This is a genomic window from Streptococcus sp. CCH8-H5 (assembly GCF_001556505.1).
Lineage (GTDB): Bacteria > Bacillota > Bacilli > Lactobacillales > Streptococcaceae > Streptococcus.
The window spans coordinates 72700-88825 of the sequence record NZ_LSIZ01000151.1; the positions used below are offsets into that span (position 1 = coordinate 72700).

13 protein-coding genes and 1 pseudogene are annotated in these 16126 nt (G+C 40.3%); all 14 read left to right on the forward strand.

Annotated features, from left to right (window positions below; translation table 11 throughout):
• Positions 1-118: 118 nt before the first annotated feature.
• Positions 119-1078 (forward strand): competence protein CoiA, encoded by a 960-nt coding sequence (locus AX663_RS09855; RefSeq protein WP_060973379.1) that lies wholly within the window; start codon positions 119-121, stop codon positions 1076-1078.
• 10 nt (positions 1079-1088) lie between these two features.
• Positions 1089-2894: an oligoendopeptidase F gene (gene pepF / locus AX663_RS09860; protein WP_060973367.1), complete on the forward strand. Its 1806-nt coding sequence runs from the start codon at positions 1089-1091 to the stop codon at positions 2892-2894.
• Positions 2895-3110: 216 nt separating this feature from the next.
• Entirely contained in the window at positions 3111-4331 is a 1221-nt protein-coding gene (locus AX663_RS09865) for an L-lactate MFS transporter (RefSeq protein WP_060973368.1), read from the forward strand.
• Positions 4332-4402: 71 nt separating this feature from the next.
• Complete coding sequence (locus AX663_RS09870; RefSeq protein ID WP_060973369.1) at positions 4403-5110, forward strand: O-methyltransferase; 708 nt, start codon at positions 4403-4405, stop codon at positions 5108-5110.
• Positions 5111-5171: 61 nt separating this feature from the next.
• Positions 5172-6314, forward strand: coding sequence for a peptidyl-prolyl cis-trans isomerase (locus AX663_RS09875; RefSeq protein ID WP_060973370.1), 1143 nt, complete (start codon positions 5172-5174; stop codon positions 6312-6314).
• Between the two features lie 68 nt (positions 6315-6382).
• Positions 6383-6520 carry a hypothetical protein gene (locus AX663_RS10660; protein ID WP_156430783.1) on the forward strand — a complete coding sequence of 46 codons (138 nt, stop codon included), beginning with the start codon at positions 6383-6385 and terminating at the stop codon, positions 6518-6520.
• Positions 6521-6651: 131 nt separating this feature from the next.
• Positions 6652-7137, forward strand: coding sequence for an LURP-one-related/scramblase family protein (locus AX663_RS09880; RefSeq protein ID WP_060973371.1), 486 nt, complete (start codon positions 6652-6654; stop codon positions 7135-7137).
• Positions 7138-7161: 24 nt separating this feature from the next.
• Entirely contained in the window at positions 7162-9780 is a 2619-nt protein-coding gene (gene alaS / locus AX663_RS09885) for an alanine--tRNA ligase (RefSeq protein WP_060973372.1), read from the forward strand.
• Positions 9781-9957: 177 nt separating this feature from the next.
• Complete coding sequence (locus tag AX663_RS09890; protein WP_060973373.1) at positions 9958-10881, forward strand: helix-turn-helix domain-containing protein; 924 nt, start codon at positions 9958-9960, stop codon at positions 10879-10881.
• Positions 10882-11022: 141 nt separating this feature from the next.
• Positions 11023-11715 (forward strand): DUF6287 domain-containing protein, encoded by a 693-nt coding sequence (locus tag AX663_RS09895; protein WP_038675425.1) that lies wholly within the window; start codon positions 11023-11025, stop codon positions 11713-11715.
• Between the two features lie 64 nt (positions 11716-11779).
• On the forward strand, positions 11780-12079 hold the full coding sequence (locus tag AX663_RS09900) for a hypothetical protein (protein WP_060973374.1): 300 nt from the start codon (positions 11780-11782) through the stop codon (positions 12077-12079).
• A gap of 276 nt (positions 12080-12355) precedes the next feature.
• Entirely contained in the window at positions 12356-14938 is a 2583-nt protein-coding gene (locus tag AX663_RS09905) for an SH3 domain-containing protein (protein WP_060973380.1), read from the forward strand.
• A gap of 201 nt (positions 14939-15139) precedes the next feature.
• Complete coding sequence (locus AX663_RS09910; protein ID WP_060973375.1) at positions 15140-15892, forward strand: LytR/AlgR family response regulator transcription factor; 753 nt, start codon at positions 15140-15142, stop codon at positions 15890-15892.
• Between the two features lie 134 nt (positions 15893-16026).
• A pseudogene (locus tag AX663_RS10520) lies at positions 16027-16126 on the forward strand (transcriptional regulator); the annotation flags it as partial.

The following is a 16126-nucleotide window of genomic DNA, read 5'->3' on the forward strand; positions in this document are numbered from 1 at the left end:
CATACAGCAGGGAGCAAGTTTCAGTTTGAATGGGGGACGCATCTAGAGTAATCTAGATGTTTTTTTATTTTGTGAGTTCTTTTGCGAATAAGTAAGAGAGTGCATGAAGGAGGGTGTCGTGTTAATTGCAAAAAATCCGGAGGGAAACCTCGTTTCAGCTCTAGAAACTAGTTTGAATCGTGAGGAATCCTATTGCTGTCCGGGCTGTCAGGGAGTTGTCCTATTGAGACATGGTCAAGTCATGTGTCCACATTTTGCTCATAAGTCTTTGCAAGATTGTCAGTTCTTCTCGGAGAATGAATCGGCCCAACATTTATCCCTTAAGGCAGCCTTATATAAATCTTTGGTTAATCATGGTGAAAAAGTACGTATTGAAAAGGTTTTGTCCGAGATGGGGCAAATTGCAGATTTATTTGTTGGCGATTCCCTGGCTCTGGAAGTTCAGTGTTCTCGTTTATCTCAGCAACGTTTGAGAGAGAGGACACGCGCCTATCACCAAACAGGTTATGAAGTGCGTTGGCTTTTGGGGGAAGACCTATGGTTGGGACGGCGTTTAACAGACTTACAGCGGGACTTTCTCTATTTTACGGCTAAGATAGGATTTCATCTATGGGAGCTTGATTGGAAGAAAGAGGAAATTAGACTTAAGTATCTCATCTATGAGGATATTTTTGGGAAAGTCTATTACTTAACTAAGACCTGGCCTTTAACCGAAAATCTGATGGCAGTTCTACGTTATCCTTATCAAGCAGAAAAGGTTGAGACCTATCAAGTGACTCAGCGAAAGAAAGTCTCACATGTGATTCAACGGGAATTAATGGGGAAAAATCCAAGGTGGATGAGAAGGCAGGAAGAAGCCTATCTTAGAGGAATGAATTTGTTATGTCTGTCTGATCAGGATTTTTTCCCACAAGTAAGATTTCCTGAATCTAGGCAGGGTTTTGTACAAATTAGACAGTCACTTGAAGGTTTTGAAAAGCTTTTTAAGCAATATTATCGAAAAAGTCATTTTTCTTATCGACAAACTCTCTACCCTCCCACCTTTTATGCTAAAATAGAAAAGAATAGACACAATTAAGGAGAATATTATGTCAGACAATCGTACTCATTTAGAAGAAAAATACACTTGGGATTTGACGACCATTTTTGCGACAGATGCAGATTGGGAGACCGAATATGAAAGCACTGTTCAGGATTTGAGGAAGGCTAGTGCTTATGCAGGTCATCTCTTGGATTCTGCTAAGAACTTGCTTGAGGCAACAGAACTTTATATGAGCCTTATGCGTCGCTTGGAGAAAATCTATGTCTATGCGTCAATGAAAAATGACCAAGACACAACAGTAGGTCTGTATCAAGAGTACCAAGCAAAGGCCTCAAACCTTTATTCACAGTTGAGTGAAGCCTTTGCTTACTTTGAGCCTGAATTTATGGCCTTGGATGATAAGAAATTAGCTGAATTTAAAGAACAAGAGCCAGGTCTTGGACTTTATGACCACTATTTCGAACGTCTTTTGGCCAACAAGGATCACGTTCTTTCTCAAGAAGCGGAAGAACTCTTGGCAGCAGCCGGTGATATTTTCAACGGTCCAACGGATACCTTTAATGTCTTGGATAATGCTGATATCCTCTTCCCATGGGTATCAGATGGCCAAGGGGATGTGGTTGAGTTGACACATGGTAACTTTATCACCCTCATGGAATCTAAGGACCGTGACATTCGTAAGGGTGCTTATGAAGCGATGTACGGTACTTACGAGCAGTTCCAACATACCTATGCACAAACACTTCAAGGCGTTGTTAAGGTTCACAATTACCAAGCCAAAGTTCGTCACTATAATTCGGCACGTCATGCAGCACTTGCGGCTAATTTTATTCCAGAGAGTGTTTATGACTCACTCTTGGAATCAGTGAATAAGCATTTGCCACTTTTGCACCGTTACCTTGATTTGCGTAAGAAGGTCTTGGGGCTTGACGAGCTTAAGATGTATGACGTCTACACACCACTTTCTGAGACTGAGACTGCTCTTACTTATGAAGAGTCTCTCAAGAAAGCAGAAGAAGTCTTGGCAATCTTTGGTGAAGAGTATAGTAAAGGGGTTCATGCAGCCTTTACGGAACGTTGGATTGACGTTCACCCTAACAAAGGAAAACGCTCAGGTGCCTACTCAGGTGGTGCCTATGATACAAATGCTTTCATGCTTTTGAACTGGCAAGACACTCTGGACAATCTCTTTACCTTGGTTCACGAGACAGGCCACAGCTTGCATTCAACGTTCACACGTCAGACACAACCATATGTTTATGGAGATTACCCAATCTTCTTGGCAGAAATTGCGTCTACAACTAATGAAAATATCTTGACAGAAACGCTTCTTAAAGAGGTAAAAGATGACAAAACACGTTTTGCTATTCTTAACCACTATTTGGATGGTTTCAAGGGAACTGTCTTCCGTCAAACCCAATTTGCTGAGTTTGAGCATGCTATCCATGAAGCAGATGCATCTGGTCAAATCTTGACAGCCGACTTCATGAATAAACTTTACGCAGACCTCAATGAGAAATACTATAACCTTAAAGCTGAAGATAACTACGAAATTCAGTTTGAGTGGGAACGTATTCCGCATTTCTACATGAATTACTATGTCTACCAATACGCTACAGGGTTTGCAGCAGCAAGCTACTTGGCTGAAAAAATTGTTCACGGTACTGAGGAGGATAAAGAAGCTTACCTTACTTACCTTAAGGCGGGAAGCTCAGATTATCCTTTGGAAGTTATCAAGAAAGCTGGTGTTGATATGACCAATACCGACTACTTGGATGCTGCCTTCAAAGTTTTTGAAGACCGTCTCGTTGAATTGGAAGCCTTGGTTGAAAAAGGTGTTCACCTTTCTTAAAAAGAAGTTACTATACTATATGAAAGAATCATTCTGAATAAGAGTGGTTCTTTTTACATCTAAAAAACGAACGTTTACAGTATACAATCCCTAATTGCTACGGAAAATAGCTGATAAGCATATTTATAGCTCCTTATTTATATTCATGATAGACTAAAAACCTAACGTTTTACAATTGATAAGTGAACAGTGTTCAGATATAGAAAGTAGGTTTTTGTGAAAACAACCAATCGTTATCTTGTAGCAACGTGTGGTGTCTTACTCCATCTTATGTTGGGGTCTACCTATGCTTGGAGTATCTATCGTAATCCTATTATGGCCCAGACTGGCTGGGATCAATCTTCAGTTTCTTTTGCCTTTTCATTGGCCATCTTTTGTCTTGGTCTTTCTGCAGCCTTCATGGGACGTTTGGTTGAAAAATTTGGTCCTAGAGTGACTGGGAGTATGTCGGCTGTTCTCTATGCCGGAGGTAACATTCTAACAGGAGTTGCCATTGCTCAGGGAGAGCTGTGGATACTTTATCTTGGTTACGGTATTCTTGGTGGTCTAGGACTGGGTGTGGGGTATATTACGCCTGTTTCAACCATCATTAAGTGGTTTCCTGACAAGCGTGGGCTTGCGACTGGTCTTGCCATTATGGGCTTTGGCTTTGCATCGCTCTTGACCAGCCCTATTGCCCAATATCTGATTCAGGCACGTGGTGTTGAGCAGACCTTTTATATCTTGGGAGTTGTTTATTTTATTGTGATGCTTTTTGTCTCACAATTCATTAAACGACCAAGTGTAGAGGAAGCACAACTGTTGGCTGACAAGAGTCCGAACCGTCAAGCTGCTGATTTAAGCAAGGGAATTACGGCTAATGAAGCTCTGAAATCGTCAACTTTCTACTGGTTATGGCTTATCTTGTTTATCAATATTTCATGTGGCTTAGCCCTTGTCTCTGCAATTTCTCCAATGGCTCAAGATATGGTTGGGATGTCAGCGGAATCAGCAGCAGTTGTTGTCGGTGTTATGGGAATCTTTAATGGTTTTGGTCGCCTTCTGTGGGCAGGCTTGTCGGATTATATTGGGCGTCCGAAGACCTTTATCCTCCTCTTTGTGGTTAATATCGTTATGGCTATCCTCCTAATTGTCCTGCAAGTTCCACTTGTCTTTGTGGTTGCGATGGCTGTTCTGATGACTTGCTACGGGGCAGGATTCTCCTTGATTCCTCCCTACCTTAGCGATATCTTTGGGGCAAAGGAGTTGGCTACCCTTCATGGTTATATTCTGACTGCCTGGGCTATGGCAGCCTTGGTGGGACCAATGCTCCTGTCGGTAACCTATGAATTGACAAAATCTTACCAGATGACCTTGCTTGTTTTTATTGCTCTTTACGTGGTAGCTTTAGTTATTGCTTACCTCTTGAAAAAGAGGGTTATTCGTCAAGTAGTCTAATGATGAGGATTTGAGTTATAGATAAGAAAAATCTCTAGCACTCGCTAGGGATTTTTTATATAATAAAACACATGGTTAAATCATATAGTAAAAACGCAAATCACAACATGCGTCGCCCAGTAGTAAACAAGGATATCGTGGATTACATGCGAACGCATCTTCAGGAAAATAAAGGGCATTTGGCTGAGCTGGAGGCCTTTGCTCGTAAGGAAAATATTCCAATTATTCAGCACGAAGTTGTTGCTTATTTCCGATTTTTGTTACAGACCTTGCAGCCTAAGAAAATCCTTGAGGTAGGAACGGCTATTGGTTTTTCAGCTCTTCTTATGGCTGAGTCCGCCCCTGATGCTCAGATTACGACGGTTGATCGTAATGAAGAAATGATTGGCTTTGCCAAGGAAAATCTAGCCAAGTATGACAGTCGCAAACAAATTACCTTAGTTGAAGGTGATGCAGCAGAAGTTTTGCAAGATTTGGACACTGATTATGATTTTGTCTTTATGGACTCAGCCAAGTCTAAATATATCGTCTTTCTGCCTGAAATCCTAAAACGTCTCAAGGTAGGTGGTGTCATTGTCTTTGATGATATCTTCCAAGGGGGGGATATTGCCAAAGACATCATGGAGGTTCGTCGTGGTCAGCGTACGATTTACCGTGGTTTGCATCGTCTTTTTGATGCGACCTTAGATAACCCTGGTTTGACTGCTAGTTTGGTACCTATGAGTGACGGACTTCTTATGCTTCGGAAAAATTCTGAAAATATTATCTTGCCAGATTAAGCATTATTTAAGTAAGTGTGGTATAATAACAAAGATATTGACAATTTAAGGAGTAGATAGAATGGCTAAAGAAAATGAAAACCTTGAGTCGACAGAAGAAACTGTTGAAGAGGTTGTAGCAGACAAAGACGCAGAACAAGAGCATCTTGATCGCCAAAAAGAAGAAGAGGAAAGCATCGCCCTCGCTAGTGAAAAAGCGAAAGAAAAAGCTAAACGTGCTAAAACGAAAAAGACACGTGATGCTGGTAAACCAAGCTCAGGTGGCCGCTTCCTCGGAGGTCTTGCCCTTGTAGCTGTTTCAGCTCTCGTTGGTGCAGGTGCTATGTATGTTTCTCTAGGTAACAAAACGACTGAAGAAACAACTTTGGTATCTATGAAAGGTGATACTGTTACTGTCGGTGATGTCTTTGATTCACTTAAAGGTAGCAGCCAAACACAACAAAGTGTTTTGAGTGCAACTTTGCAAAAGGCTCTTGAAAAAGAATATGGTAGCAAAGTCAGCAAAGAAGACGTTGACAAAGCTTATAAGCAAGCTTCAGAACAATACGGAGATCAATTCTCACAAGTACTTGCAGCCTATGGTCAAACAGAAGAGTCATACCGTACTCAAATCCGTACACAAAAATTGGTTGAGTATGCTGTTAACCAAGCCGCACAAAAAGATTTGACTGAAGCAAATTACAAGGCCGCCTATGATAACTACACACCAAATACAGAGGTACAAGTAGTTTCAACTACTGATAAAGCAGTGGCAGATAAGGTAGACTCTGAAGCTAAAGCAGAAGGAGCAGACTTCTCACAAGTTGCTAAAGATAACAGCTTGGAAGTGGCTTCTAAGACAGTTAACTCAGCTTCTCAAGACTTCCCAGCGGATGTTTTGACAGCAGCCTTCAAACAAGATGCTAATGCAGTTTCTGACGTAGTGACTGTTTCAAACAGCTCAACTGGTGCTGCAACTTACTATATCGTCAAAACTGTTTCAAAATCTGAGAAAAATGCAGATTGGAAAAACTATAAGGATGATTTGACTAAGGTTATCATCAATGGTAAGAAAGCTGATACTAACTTCACTAACTCAGTGATTGCTAAGGTCCTTAAGAAATACAATGTTAAAGTTGTAGACAAGGCCTTCAGCGCAATTCTTGACCAGTACGTGACTGGTTCTGGGGCTTCATCAAGTTCATCATCAAGCTCTAGCAAATAAATCACAAGATAGAGTTGATAATGCTATTATCAGCTTGACCTAAGACCTAAAACACGTTAAAATGAAGAGTGGCTAAAAGTTCTAATATCATGACATTTTTAGCCTTCCCTTTGAGATTGGTAATCATCGCTTCTGATACAGAAAAATGGCGGTCGCTGCGAGCCATGGACGAATTTGGTTACTTGCTACTCAAAGTTCACAATTAAAGACAAATAAGAATGACAAGTTCATTGAATGAAGGTGGTACCGCGGTTCACGTCGCCCTTCGTTTAGTGGCCTTGTCTTTTATTCTTTTAGTATTTTTTGAATGAATGTATGACATTATTGGAGGTAGCTTATGAAAACCTATTTTGTCAAACAGAAGTTTCGATTGGGTGGTGAACGCTTTGATATCAAGAATGATCAAGGTAGAGTTGCCTATCAGGTTGAAGGATCCTTTTTTAAGATTCCAAAGACCTTTACGATTTTTGGCGAGGATGGTCGTGAGATCAGTCATATCACCAAGGAGCCTATTAGTCTCTTACCCAAATTTACGGTGGATTTACAGGATGGTTCGAGTTTTTACATTCGTAAAAAATTAACCTTTCTTCGTGATAAGTATGATGTCGATAATCTTGGCTTGCGAATAGAGGGGAATATTTGGGACCTGGATTTTCAACTGCTTAATAGTCAAGATCAGGTAGTTGCTAGGATTCAAAAGGAGCTCTTTCATCTAACATCGACCTATACTGTTACCGTTTATGAAAATACTTATGCCGATTTAGCCATTTCCCTATGTGTCGCTATTGACTATGTGGAAATGCTCGAGAATAGCTCAAAATAAGAAACAATTGATTAAGGAGAAACAATGAAACAACTTACTTCAGCACAAATTCGTCAGATGTGGCTTGATTTCTGGAAATCAAAAGGTCACGCTGTTGAACCATCAGCTAACTTGGTTCCAGTTAACGACCCAACCCTTCTTTGGATTAACTCAGGGGTTGCCACTTTGAAAAAATACTTTGATGGCTCAGTAATTCCTGAAAATCCACGTATCACTAACTCACAAAAAGCTATCCGTACCAACGATATCGAAAACGTTGGTAAGACAGCTCGTCACCACACTATGTTTGAAATGCTTGGTAACTTCTCAGTTGGTGACTACTTCCGTGATGAAGCTATTGAGTGGGGTTATGAGCTTTTGACAAGCCCAGAGTGGTTTGATTTTCCAAAAGACAAACTTTACATGACTTACTATCCAGATGATAAAGATTCATACAACCGTTGGATTGCCTGCGGTGTTGAACCAAGTCATTTGATTCCAATTGAAGATAACTTCTGGGAAATCGGTGCTGGCCCTTCAGGACCAGATACTGAAATCTTCTTTGACCGTGGCGAAGACTTTGACCCTGATAATATTGGTATCCGTTTGCTTGAAGAAGATATTGAAAACGATCGTTACATTGAAATTTGGAACATCGTTTTGTCACAATTCAACGCAGACCCAGCAGTTCCACGTTCAGAATACAAGGAACTTCCTAATAAAAACATTGATACGGGCGCAGGTCTTGAACGTCTTGTAGCCGTAATGCAAGGGGCTAAAACAAACTTTGAAACAGACCTCTTCATGCCTATTATTCGTGAAATCGAAAAAATGTCTGGTAAAACTTACGATCCAGATGGTGACACAATGAGCTTCAAGGTTATAGCTGACCACATTCGTTCATTGGCATTTGCCATCGGTGATGGTGCTCTTCCAGGTAATGAAGGTCGTGGTTATGTCCTTCGTCGTCTTCTCCGTCGTGCCGTAATGCACGGTCGTCGTCTCGGCATTTCTGACGCTTTCTTGTACAAACTTGTTCCAACTGTTGGTCAAATTATGGAAAGCTATTACCCAGAAGTTCTTGAGAAGAAAGACTTTATCGAGAAGATTGTTAAACGTGAAGAAGAAACCTTTGCACGTACCATCGATGCAGGTTCAAGCATGCTTGACGAGCTTCTTGCTAACCTTAAGAAATCTGGTAAAGATACGCTTGAAGGTAAAGACATCTTTAAACTTTACGATACTTACGGATTCCCAGTGGAATTGACAGAAGAGTTGGCTGAAGATGAAGGCTTCAAGATTGACCATGAAGGTTTCAAAGCTGCCATGAAAGAACAACAAGACCGTGCACGTGCTAGCGTGGTTAAAGGTGGTTCTATGGGGATGCAAAATGAAACCCTCGCTAACATCACTGAACCATCTGAGTTCTTGTATGAAGCGGAAACTGCTGAAAGCCGTTTGAGCGTCATCGTTGCTGATGATGCTCGTCATGATAGTGTTAACTCTGGTCAAGCCCTCCTTGTCTTTGAACAAACACCATTCTACGCTGAAATGGGTGGACAAGTAGCAGACCACGGTACAATCTCAGATGCAGCTGGTACAGTCGTTGCGCGTGTGGTTGACGTTCAACGTGCACCAAATGGACAAGCCCTTCACACTGTTGAAGTTGAAGGTGAACTTGTTGTAGGAGCTAACTACAAACTTGAAATTGACCACACACGTCGTCACCGTGTCATGAAGAACCACACAGCGACTCACCTCTTGCACGCTGCCCTTCATAACATCGTCGGTGATCATGCTGTTCAAGCCGGTTCTCTTAACGAACAAGAATTCTTGCGTTTCGACTTCACTCACTTTGAGGCTGTAACTCCAGAAGAATTGCGTGCTATCGAAGAACAAGTCAACGAAGAAATCTGGAAAGCTACTCCAGTAACAACTATTGAAACAGACATTGACACTGCTAAATCAATGGGAGCTATGGCCCTCTTTGGTGAAAAATATGGTAAGAATGTTCGTGTCGTTTCAATCGGTGATTACTCTGTTGAGCTTTGTGGTGGTACGCACGTTGCCAACACTGCTGAAATCGGTATGTTCAAGATTGTCAAAGAAGAGGGTATCGGTTCAGGAACACGCCGTATCTTGGCAGTGACATCACGTGAAGCTTACCTTGCTTACCGTGAAGAAGAAGATGCCCTCAAAGCAATCGCAGCAACACTTAAAGCACCACAATTGAAAGAAGTGCCTAACAAGGTTGCTAGCCTTCAAGAGCAATTGCATGCCCTTCAAAAAGAAAATGCTGCGCTTAAAGAAAAGGCAGCTGCAGCTGCAGCTGGTGACGTCTTCAAAGATGTTAAAGAAGCTAACGGTGTTCGTTACATTGCTAGCCAAGTAGAAGTTTCTGATGCAGGTGCCCTTCGTACCTTTGCGGACCAATGGAAACAAGCAGACTACTCTGATGTCCTTGTCCTTGCAGCTCACATTGGCGAAAAAGTTAATGTCCTCGTAGCAAGCAAGTCTAAAGATGTTCACGCAGGTAATGTTATCAAGGTTCTCGCACCAATCGTATCAGGTCGTGGTGGTGGTAAACCAGATATGGCCATGGCCGGTGGTAGCGATGCCAATGGTATCCAAGATCTTCTTTCAGCAGTAGCAGAACAGCTCTAAGATGTGATACAATAAAAGTAACTTGAAAAGGTAGGATGAAAATCCTATCTTTTTTCTTTGTAAGTGGTATTGAAAGTAATGATTATTTTCGTTTCATAATTGAAATAGTGAATACTGGGTGGTATACTATTACAAATCATAAAAATTATAATAGTTTCAAGTAAAAGGGAGCTAGCGATGTTTGGACAAGACTTTGGTCATCGGTTAAGAGAGTTGAGATTAGCACAAGGACTCACTAAAGAAAAATTTTGTGAAGGGGATGAGGTTTTATCAGTACGGCAATTGACACGTATAGAAACAGGGAAGTCTCAACCTAAATTAGAGACCTTAGAGCACTTGGCAAGACGTCTGAATATATCTTTATCGGAATTGCTTGGAGAGAGGACTGTAGTCTCAAAGCTGCCGGTAGAATACCTCAATCTCAAATATCAATTGATGCATGCGACTAGTCTAGATAAGCCAAATAATCTAATGAAACTAGACGAAAAGCTGGGTAAAATTATTGATAGCTATTATGATGATTTGCCTGCTGATGAACAGAGGGTTGTTGATATCTTACAGTCAAAACTTTACTCATATACTTCAAAGACACACCAAAAATTTGGTATGAGCATATTGGAGAAGAGTTTACCATCATTATGTGAGAAAAGGGTATACACTATCAATGATCTACTACTTATAGAACTATATCAAATCTCGTTAGGAGATGGTGATAGTATGAGGTCAGATGGGTTTAGTGAAGGGACCTTTTATACCATTTGTAGAAATCTAATAAATAGTTATGATAATATTCCCACGGAGTATTTGTTTTTACTTAGGGATGCCTTATTAATGGTTCCAATAGTTGAATATGAACGAAAAAAGTTTCATTTATCGGAAGTAGCATTCAATCAACTGCATCGTATTATGGAGGAAACTCAAGATTTTCAGAAAAAACCAATTTTGAGAATGCTAGAGGGACAGTATCTATATGTTGTAAAGAATGATATTTTTGAGGCTAAAAAGGCTTATCAAGAAGGGATAATCTTGGCTAGATTATTAGGAGATACCTCTTTAGCTGACATCATGTCAGAGAAAATGAGAGATGCCATGAAAGAATAGAGCAGGACATACGTGTCCTGTTCTTTTTTTCTAATATGCAGTATATTATGTCCATAAGAAGAACTAAAGAATATAACTTATTTCATTGAGATTTTTGAAAATGACACAGTCTAAAAAAATAGAGTAAAAAGGAGAATTATTATGAAACCTGCTACAAAACGTTTCACAACTTTAACCGCACTCGCTTTAACTTCCGTTCTATTACTTGGTGCATGTGGTAATAACAAGAAGGAAGCTACATTAACATCGAGCTCTAGTAAGGTTAGTCAGAAAGTGAAATCGACAAAACCATCTTCAAAAGAAAAAACGAAGAAGTCTGAGCAAAAGACAAAATCTTCTAGTTCAGAAGAGGTCTCAAAGGCAACCTCTGGAGAAACGGCTTCACAACCATCAGCCGGAAATGTTGCTGGATCTACTCAACAAGAAGTTGCTCCAACAAATCCTAGTGAAGAAACAGCTGGAGTAAATCAAGGAACTCCTACAGAACAACCAGCTGCTTCAGCGGAACAAACACCAGCTACCACAGTGGTTGATGCTACGGCAATGGCTAATGGTGATTTCTCTAGTGTTGCTGGTACCTATCAAAATGACTTAGGGGACACAATTACAGTATCCCCATCCGGTAGTGTAACCCGTGTTGGTGCTGAAAGTGGTTATAGTGATACAAGTAGTCAGCTCTTTAATGGTTTTGCTCAAGATGGCGGTTATGTAGCAGGTTTTGCTCATAATGATGGACCAACCAGTGACCCAATTTTCTTTGATAGTAACGGACAGATTCGTTTCGGTTCTGATGCGATATATGGTCGGATGCATGTTTACAATAAATTAGATTAATGGTATTGTCTCTCAGTACTTAAGAAAAGGAAATCACAAGTAGTAGAAGGAGCACACTTTAAAAATGTCTCAAAAAGAACAAGGAGAAGTAAGAAGTACTAGTGGTACCTTAAAGGGTATCTATCACTATTTGAATTCTCCCAGTCCTCATTTGTTTCCGTTTGTCTTTATTAGTAACGTAACAGATAGCTTTCAGATGTTTCGCGTGTGTAAGAATGGTGAGCCAATTGCCTTTCCTGTACTTCTACCAAATCAGTATAAAATTGTTTACATTAAGGACTTTCAAAATGTTAGCTCCTGCGATGAGATTACAGTGACTGAACATTTAGAAGAATACATCTATGATGAATCAGAGTTAGACTAGATTGATACCTATAGTCAAATCAACTCAGAATGAATTAATTAATCTATTCAGATTTGCTTAATGTGTCAAGGAATTAGATGTAGCAAAAGCCCTCAGGTAGTTCTTGGGGTTTTTCTTAATTATAGTTATTTGAAAGAATTAGATATCAATTTTCTACAAAATAAACTTTAGTAATAATATTGAAATAATTGTAAAAAATATTTCAAAGGGGTATAATAGAAATATGAAAACGGTTCCAATGTTTATCAAACAGCCTAGAAAGTGAGAGTGATCAAAATGAGAAAGGCATATGTTGTTAAGGAACGTCAACGTTACTCAATTCGTAAATATTCTTTTGGAGCTGCATCAGTCTTGATTGGTGCGAGCTTGATGCTTGGTGGACATGCTTTGGCTCAGGAACAAGCCAACAGCACAAGTACCAGCAAGGATTATGAAGTTTTTGTAAATAATTCTGAACCACTTCAAATCGACCAGGCAACTTCAGAAGCTGTTACCGATGTCCTCAATCAACCAGCTTCAAGATCTGAAGCGCCAAGACCTAAGCTTGCTAGCAGTGAGGTTGCCTCTTCTGAAGCTAATAGTGTAGTGGCTAGCGAGGCTGCTTCTTTGGAAGTACCGGCAGAGGTTGCTCATTCTGCATCTGCTGTTGCTACTGTTTCTAGATCAGAAGTGGCTAGCCCACGTTCTGAAGTGTCATCAGTAGCTAGCTCTGAAGTAGCAAGTGAGACTAACCGTTCAGCAACTTCAGAAGTAGCAGAAGTTAGAGGTACTGACCGTGAAGCTGTCGATACTAGTCTTCGTACTGTCTTAACTAATGCTAGTCAGCCAGGTGTGGATGGTCCAGTGACTGCTGATGGTTCTCTTGATATCCCATCAAACGGCACCTATTATTTCCGTCGCACTACTGAAATTCGTACAGCTCCAGTCATGGATATCAAACCTACTTTCGTCTTTAGTGCAGGTGACCATGTTATTTATGATAAGGTCTTGAAGAGAGATAATCACCAATGGATTTCTTACATTGGTTACGACTATGAACGCTACTATGCTGATATCGCAGCTTTGAAGGCCGAAAATACTAGTAGCAACACTGAGGCGACTAGAGATGAAACCATCCCTGAACGTGGTACTTATTATTTCACTAAACCTGCAGATGTGAAGAACCAACCTAGCTTGACTGCTAAAACTGAGTTCAATTTTGATCCTGGTATGTCAGTCAACTACGATAGATCTTTGCTTGCTGACAACCACCGTTGGATTTCTTATACTTCGTACAGTGGTACTCGTCGTTATGTCGACCTAGGTGCTGTTGCAGAGGCTGTAGCTAAACCAAGAGGCGACATTTCTATTGAAAGTCATAACAATGGTGACTTTAGCGTGGTTATCAGTAATGTTTCAGATCAAAATGGTGTCCTTGGGGTATCTGTTCCAATCTGGTCTGAAAAGAATGGTCAAGATGATATCATCTGGTACAATGCGACTCGTCTTAACAATGGTAACTACAAGGTTAACGTTAGTCTAATTGACCACAAGAATGAACGTGGCCTCTACAATGTTCATCTTTACTATGTTGAAACTAATGGTAAATTAGTTGGTGTGGGTGGTACAACTTACACAGTTCCTGCCAAAGTTGAAGAAACTCATACAACTACTAGCTATAGCCTTCCTGATGCAGGAACTTACACCTTCAAAGAACGTTCTAGCATCAAGGCAGAACCTCGTGTGGCAAGTCCAGAGTTGGCCTACTACGATGCTGGCATGTCAGTCAACTACGACAAGATTGTCAGTGGTGATGGTTACCAATGGCTTTCTTACCTCAGCTACAATGGCAACCGCCGTTATGTAGCCGTGTCTAAACTTGCTCAACAAGAAAGCAAACCAAGTGGTACTATCAATATTGAAAATCTCTCTAACCTCGGTTTCGATGTTCATATCACTAATGTTTCTGGTGGAGATAAAGCTATCCAAGGCGTAAGAGTTCCAGTATGGACAGCTAAGGACGGCCAAGATGATCTTGTATGGCACCAAGCTGACAGACAAAGTGATGGTAGCTACAAGGTTCGCATCAATGTTAGTGATCATAAGGCTGAAGCAGGCGAATACATTGTCCATCTCTACTATGTTCAAGACGGTAAGATGGTAGGTATCGGAGGCACTAGCACAACTGTTCCAGTTCAAAATGCAACCCGCCACAATCTTCCAGCTTCAGGTTCATACACCTTTACTGCTCGTTCTGGCATTAAGAATCAACCTTTGGTAGCCAACCCTGATGTTAGCTACTATGATTCAGGTATGTCAGTTAACTATGACAAGGTTGTCAATAATGACGGCTATACATGGCTTTCTTATCTCAGCTATTCAGGACATCGTTTCTATGTGGCTATCGCACCAACAAGTGTGACTAAACCAGTAGAACAACCAGTTCAACCAAGTACACCATCTTCTGGTACCTATACTTTCAAGGAACGCTCTAGCATTAAAGCAGAACCAAGTGTCGCAAGTCCAGAGTTGGCCTACTATGATGCTGGTATGTCCGTTAACTATGACAGATTGGTGACTGCAGATGGTCATACATGGCTCTCTTATGTTAGCCATGGAGGCAACCGCCGTTACATTGCTATTGATGGTAAGGCAACAGCAGTTGCTCAACCAGCAAGCCCAAGCCTAGCAGCAACTGGCACCTATACCTTTACCAAACCTAGCTCTATCAAGGCACAACCAAGTGTTGCTAGCCCAGAGTTAGCCTACTATGATAAAGGCATGTCCGTTCGCTATGACAAGGTCCTTACAGCTGATGGCCACACCTGGTTGTCTTATGTAACCTATAGCGGTGCAAGACGCTATGTAGATATTTCTTAAGAGTTGTAACATCACTCTCTTTTGAGGGTGGTGTTTTTTGGTTTCAAGAGTTGAATAAATATATTGTTCAATATGTTTTGAAAATATTTGCCGTAAATTAGCGAAAGTTGTAGAATCAAGATGAAAGTATGGGATTCGTTCTATAAGTAGCTAATTCATCAAGTTATTGAAAGGAAATGTTATAAAACGGAGGTATTGAGCATGTTAGATATTTTTGTTTTAGAAGAAGATTATTTTCAACAAGCTCGTCTTGAGGATGCCATCCACAAGTCTAAACAAATATATATTTTAAGAATTGGGAAGGTCAATTTATACGATAAACCCAATCAATTATTAGAGCGTATTACGGAAAGGGGCTCGCATTTACTCTTTTTTCTAGATATTGGATCTGATAGTGATATCGAAGGGGGAATATTGGTTGCTCAACAGATTCGTGAGCGAGATCCTTATGCTAGTATTGTTTTCATCACAGCACATCCCGAACTCCTACCTTCAACCTTTCAGTATCGCTTAGCTGCACTTGATTTTATTGATAAGAATTTGCCTGATAATGAATATGAAGATAGGATTATTTCTGATATTGGATTAGCACTTTCTAAAAATGGTCTTAGCCAAATAGAGTGTGCTTTTACGGTAGATACAAAGAATGCAACTATACAAGTTCCTTTTCATAAGATTCTTTATTTTGAAACATCTCCAACAGTTCATAAGGTGATTCTTCATACAACGGAAGAGCAGATCGAGTTCTATGGTCAATTGTCAGAAATTGTGAAACAAGATTGCAGACTATATAAATGCCATAAATCATTTGTTGTAAATCCCGAAAACATTGTGAGATTGGACAAAGAGTTAGGTATTATTTATTTTGAAAACGGAGAGTCATGCTTGGTTTCAAAAGCTAAACAAAAAGAGATTGTAGCTAAGATGCTTGTTCCAAAAACCATAGCAGTTTGATGTATATAGTATTTTTATTTTAAATGTTATTTTCTGATTATGACGAAAAAACGGCCGTTTATGACTTCAATGAAAAATTTAGCTGTCTATATATTATAATAACCTAGTAAATTATCAGAAAAGGAACATCAATCATGAAAAATACAAGTAAACTCATTGGTTTAGTATTAGCCCTTATCGTAGTTATCCTCGCTGTCTTCTTAGTGACTAAGTTTAATAGTCATGAGTCGGCGC

Excerpts from the sequence above, each read along its gene's own strand:
- AX663_RS09880 (WP_060973371.1), top strand. The coding sequence starts at position 6,652 with ATGAAAACCTATTTTGTCAAACAGAAGTTTCGATTGGGTGGTGAACGC.
- pepF (WP_060973367.1), top strand. The coding sequence starts at position 1,089 with ATGTCAGACAATCGTACTCATTTAGAAGAAAAATACACTTGGGATTTG.
- AX663_RS09905 (WP_060973380.1), top strand. The coding sequence starts at position 12,356 with ATGAGAAAGGCATATGTTGTTAAGGAACGTCAACGTTACTCAATTCGT.
- AX663_RS09875 (WP_060973370.1), top strand. The coding sequence starts at position 5,172 with ATGGCTAAAGAAAATGAAAACCTTGAGTCGACAGAAGAAACTGTTGAA.
- alaS (WP_060973372.1), top strand. The coding sequence starts at position 7,162 with ATGAAACAACTTACTTCAGCACAAATTCGTCAGATGTGGCTTGATTTC.
- AX663_RS09910 (WP_060973375.1), top strand. The coding sequence starts at position 15,140 with ATGTTAGATATTTTTGTTTTAGAAGAAGATTATTTTCAACAAGCTCGT.
- AX663_RS09895 (WP_038675425.1), top strand. The coding sequence starts at position 11,023 with ATGAAACCTGCTACAAAACGTTTCACAACTTTAACCGCACTCGCTTTA.
- AX663_RS09890 (WP_060973373.1), top strand. The coding sequence starts at position 9,958 with ATGTTTGGACAAGACTTTGGTCATCGGTTAAGAGAGTTGAGATTAGCA.
- AX663_RS09900 (WP_060973374.1), top strand. The coding sequence starts at position 11,780 with ATGTCTCAAAAAGAACAAGGAGAAGTAAGAAGTACTAGTGGTACCTTA.
- AX663_RS09870 (WP_060973369.1), top strand. The coding sequence starts at position 4,403 with ATGGTTAAATCATATAGTAAAAACGCAAATCACAACATGCGTCGCCCA.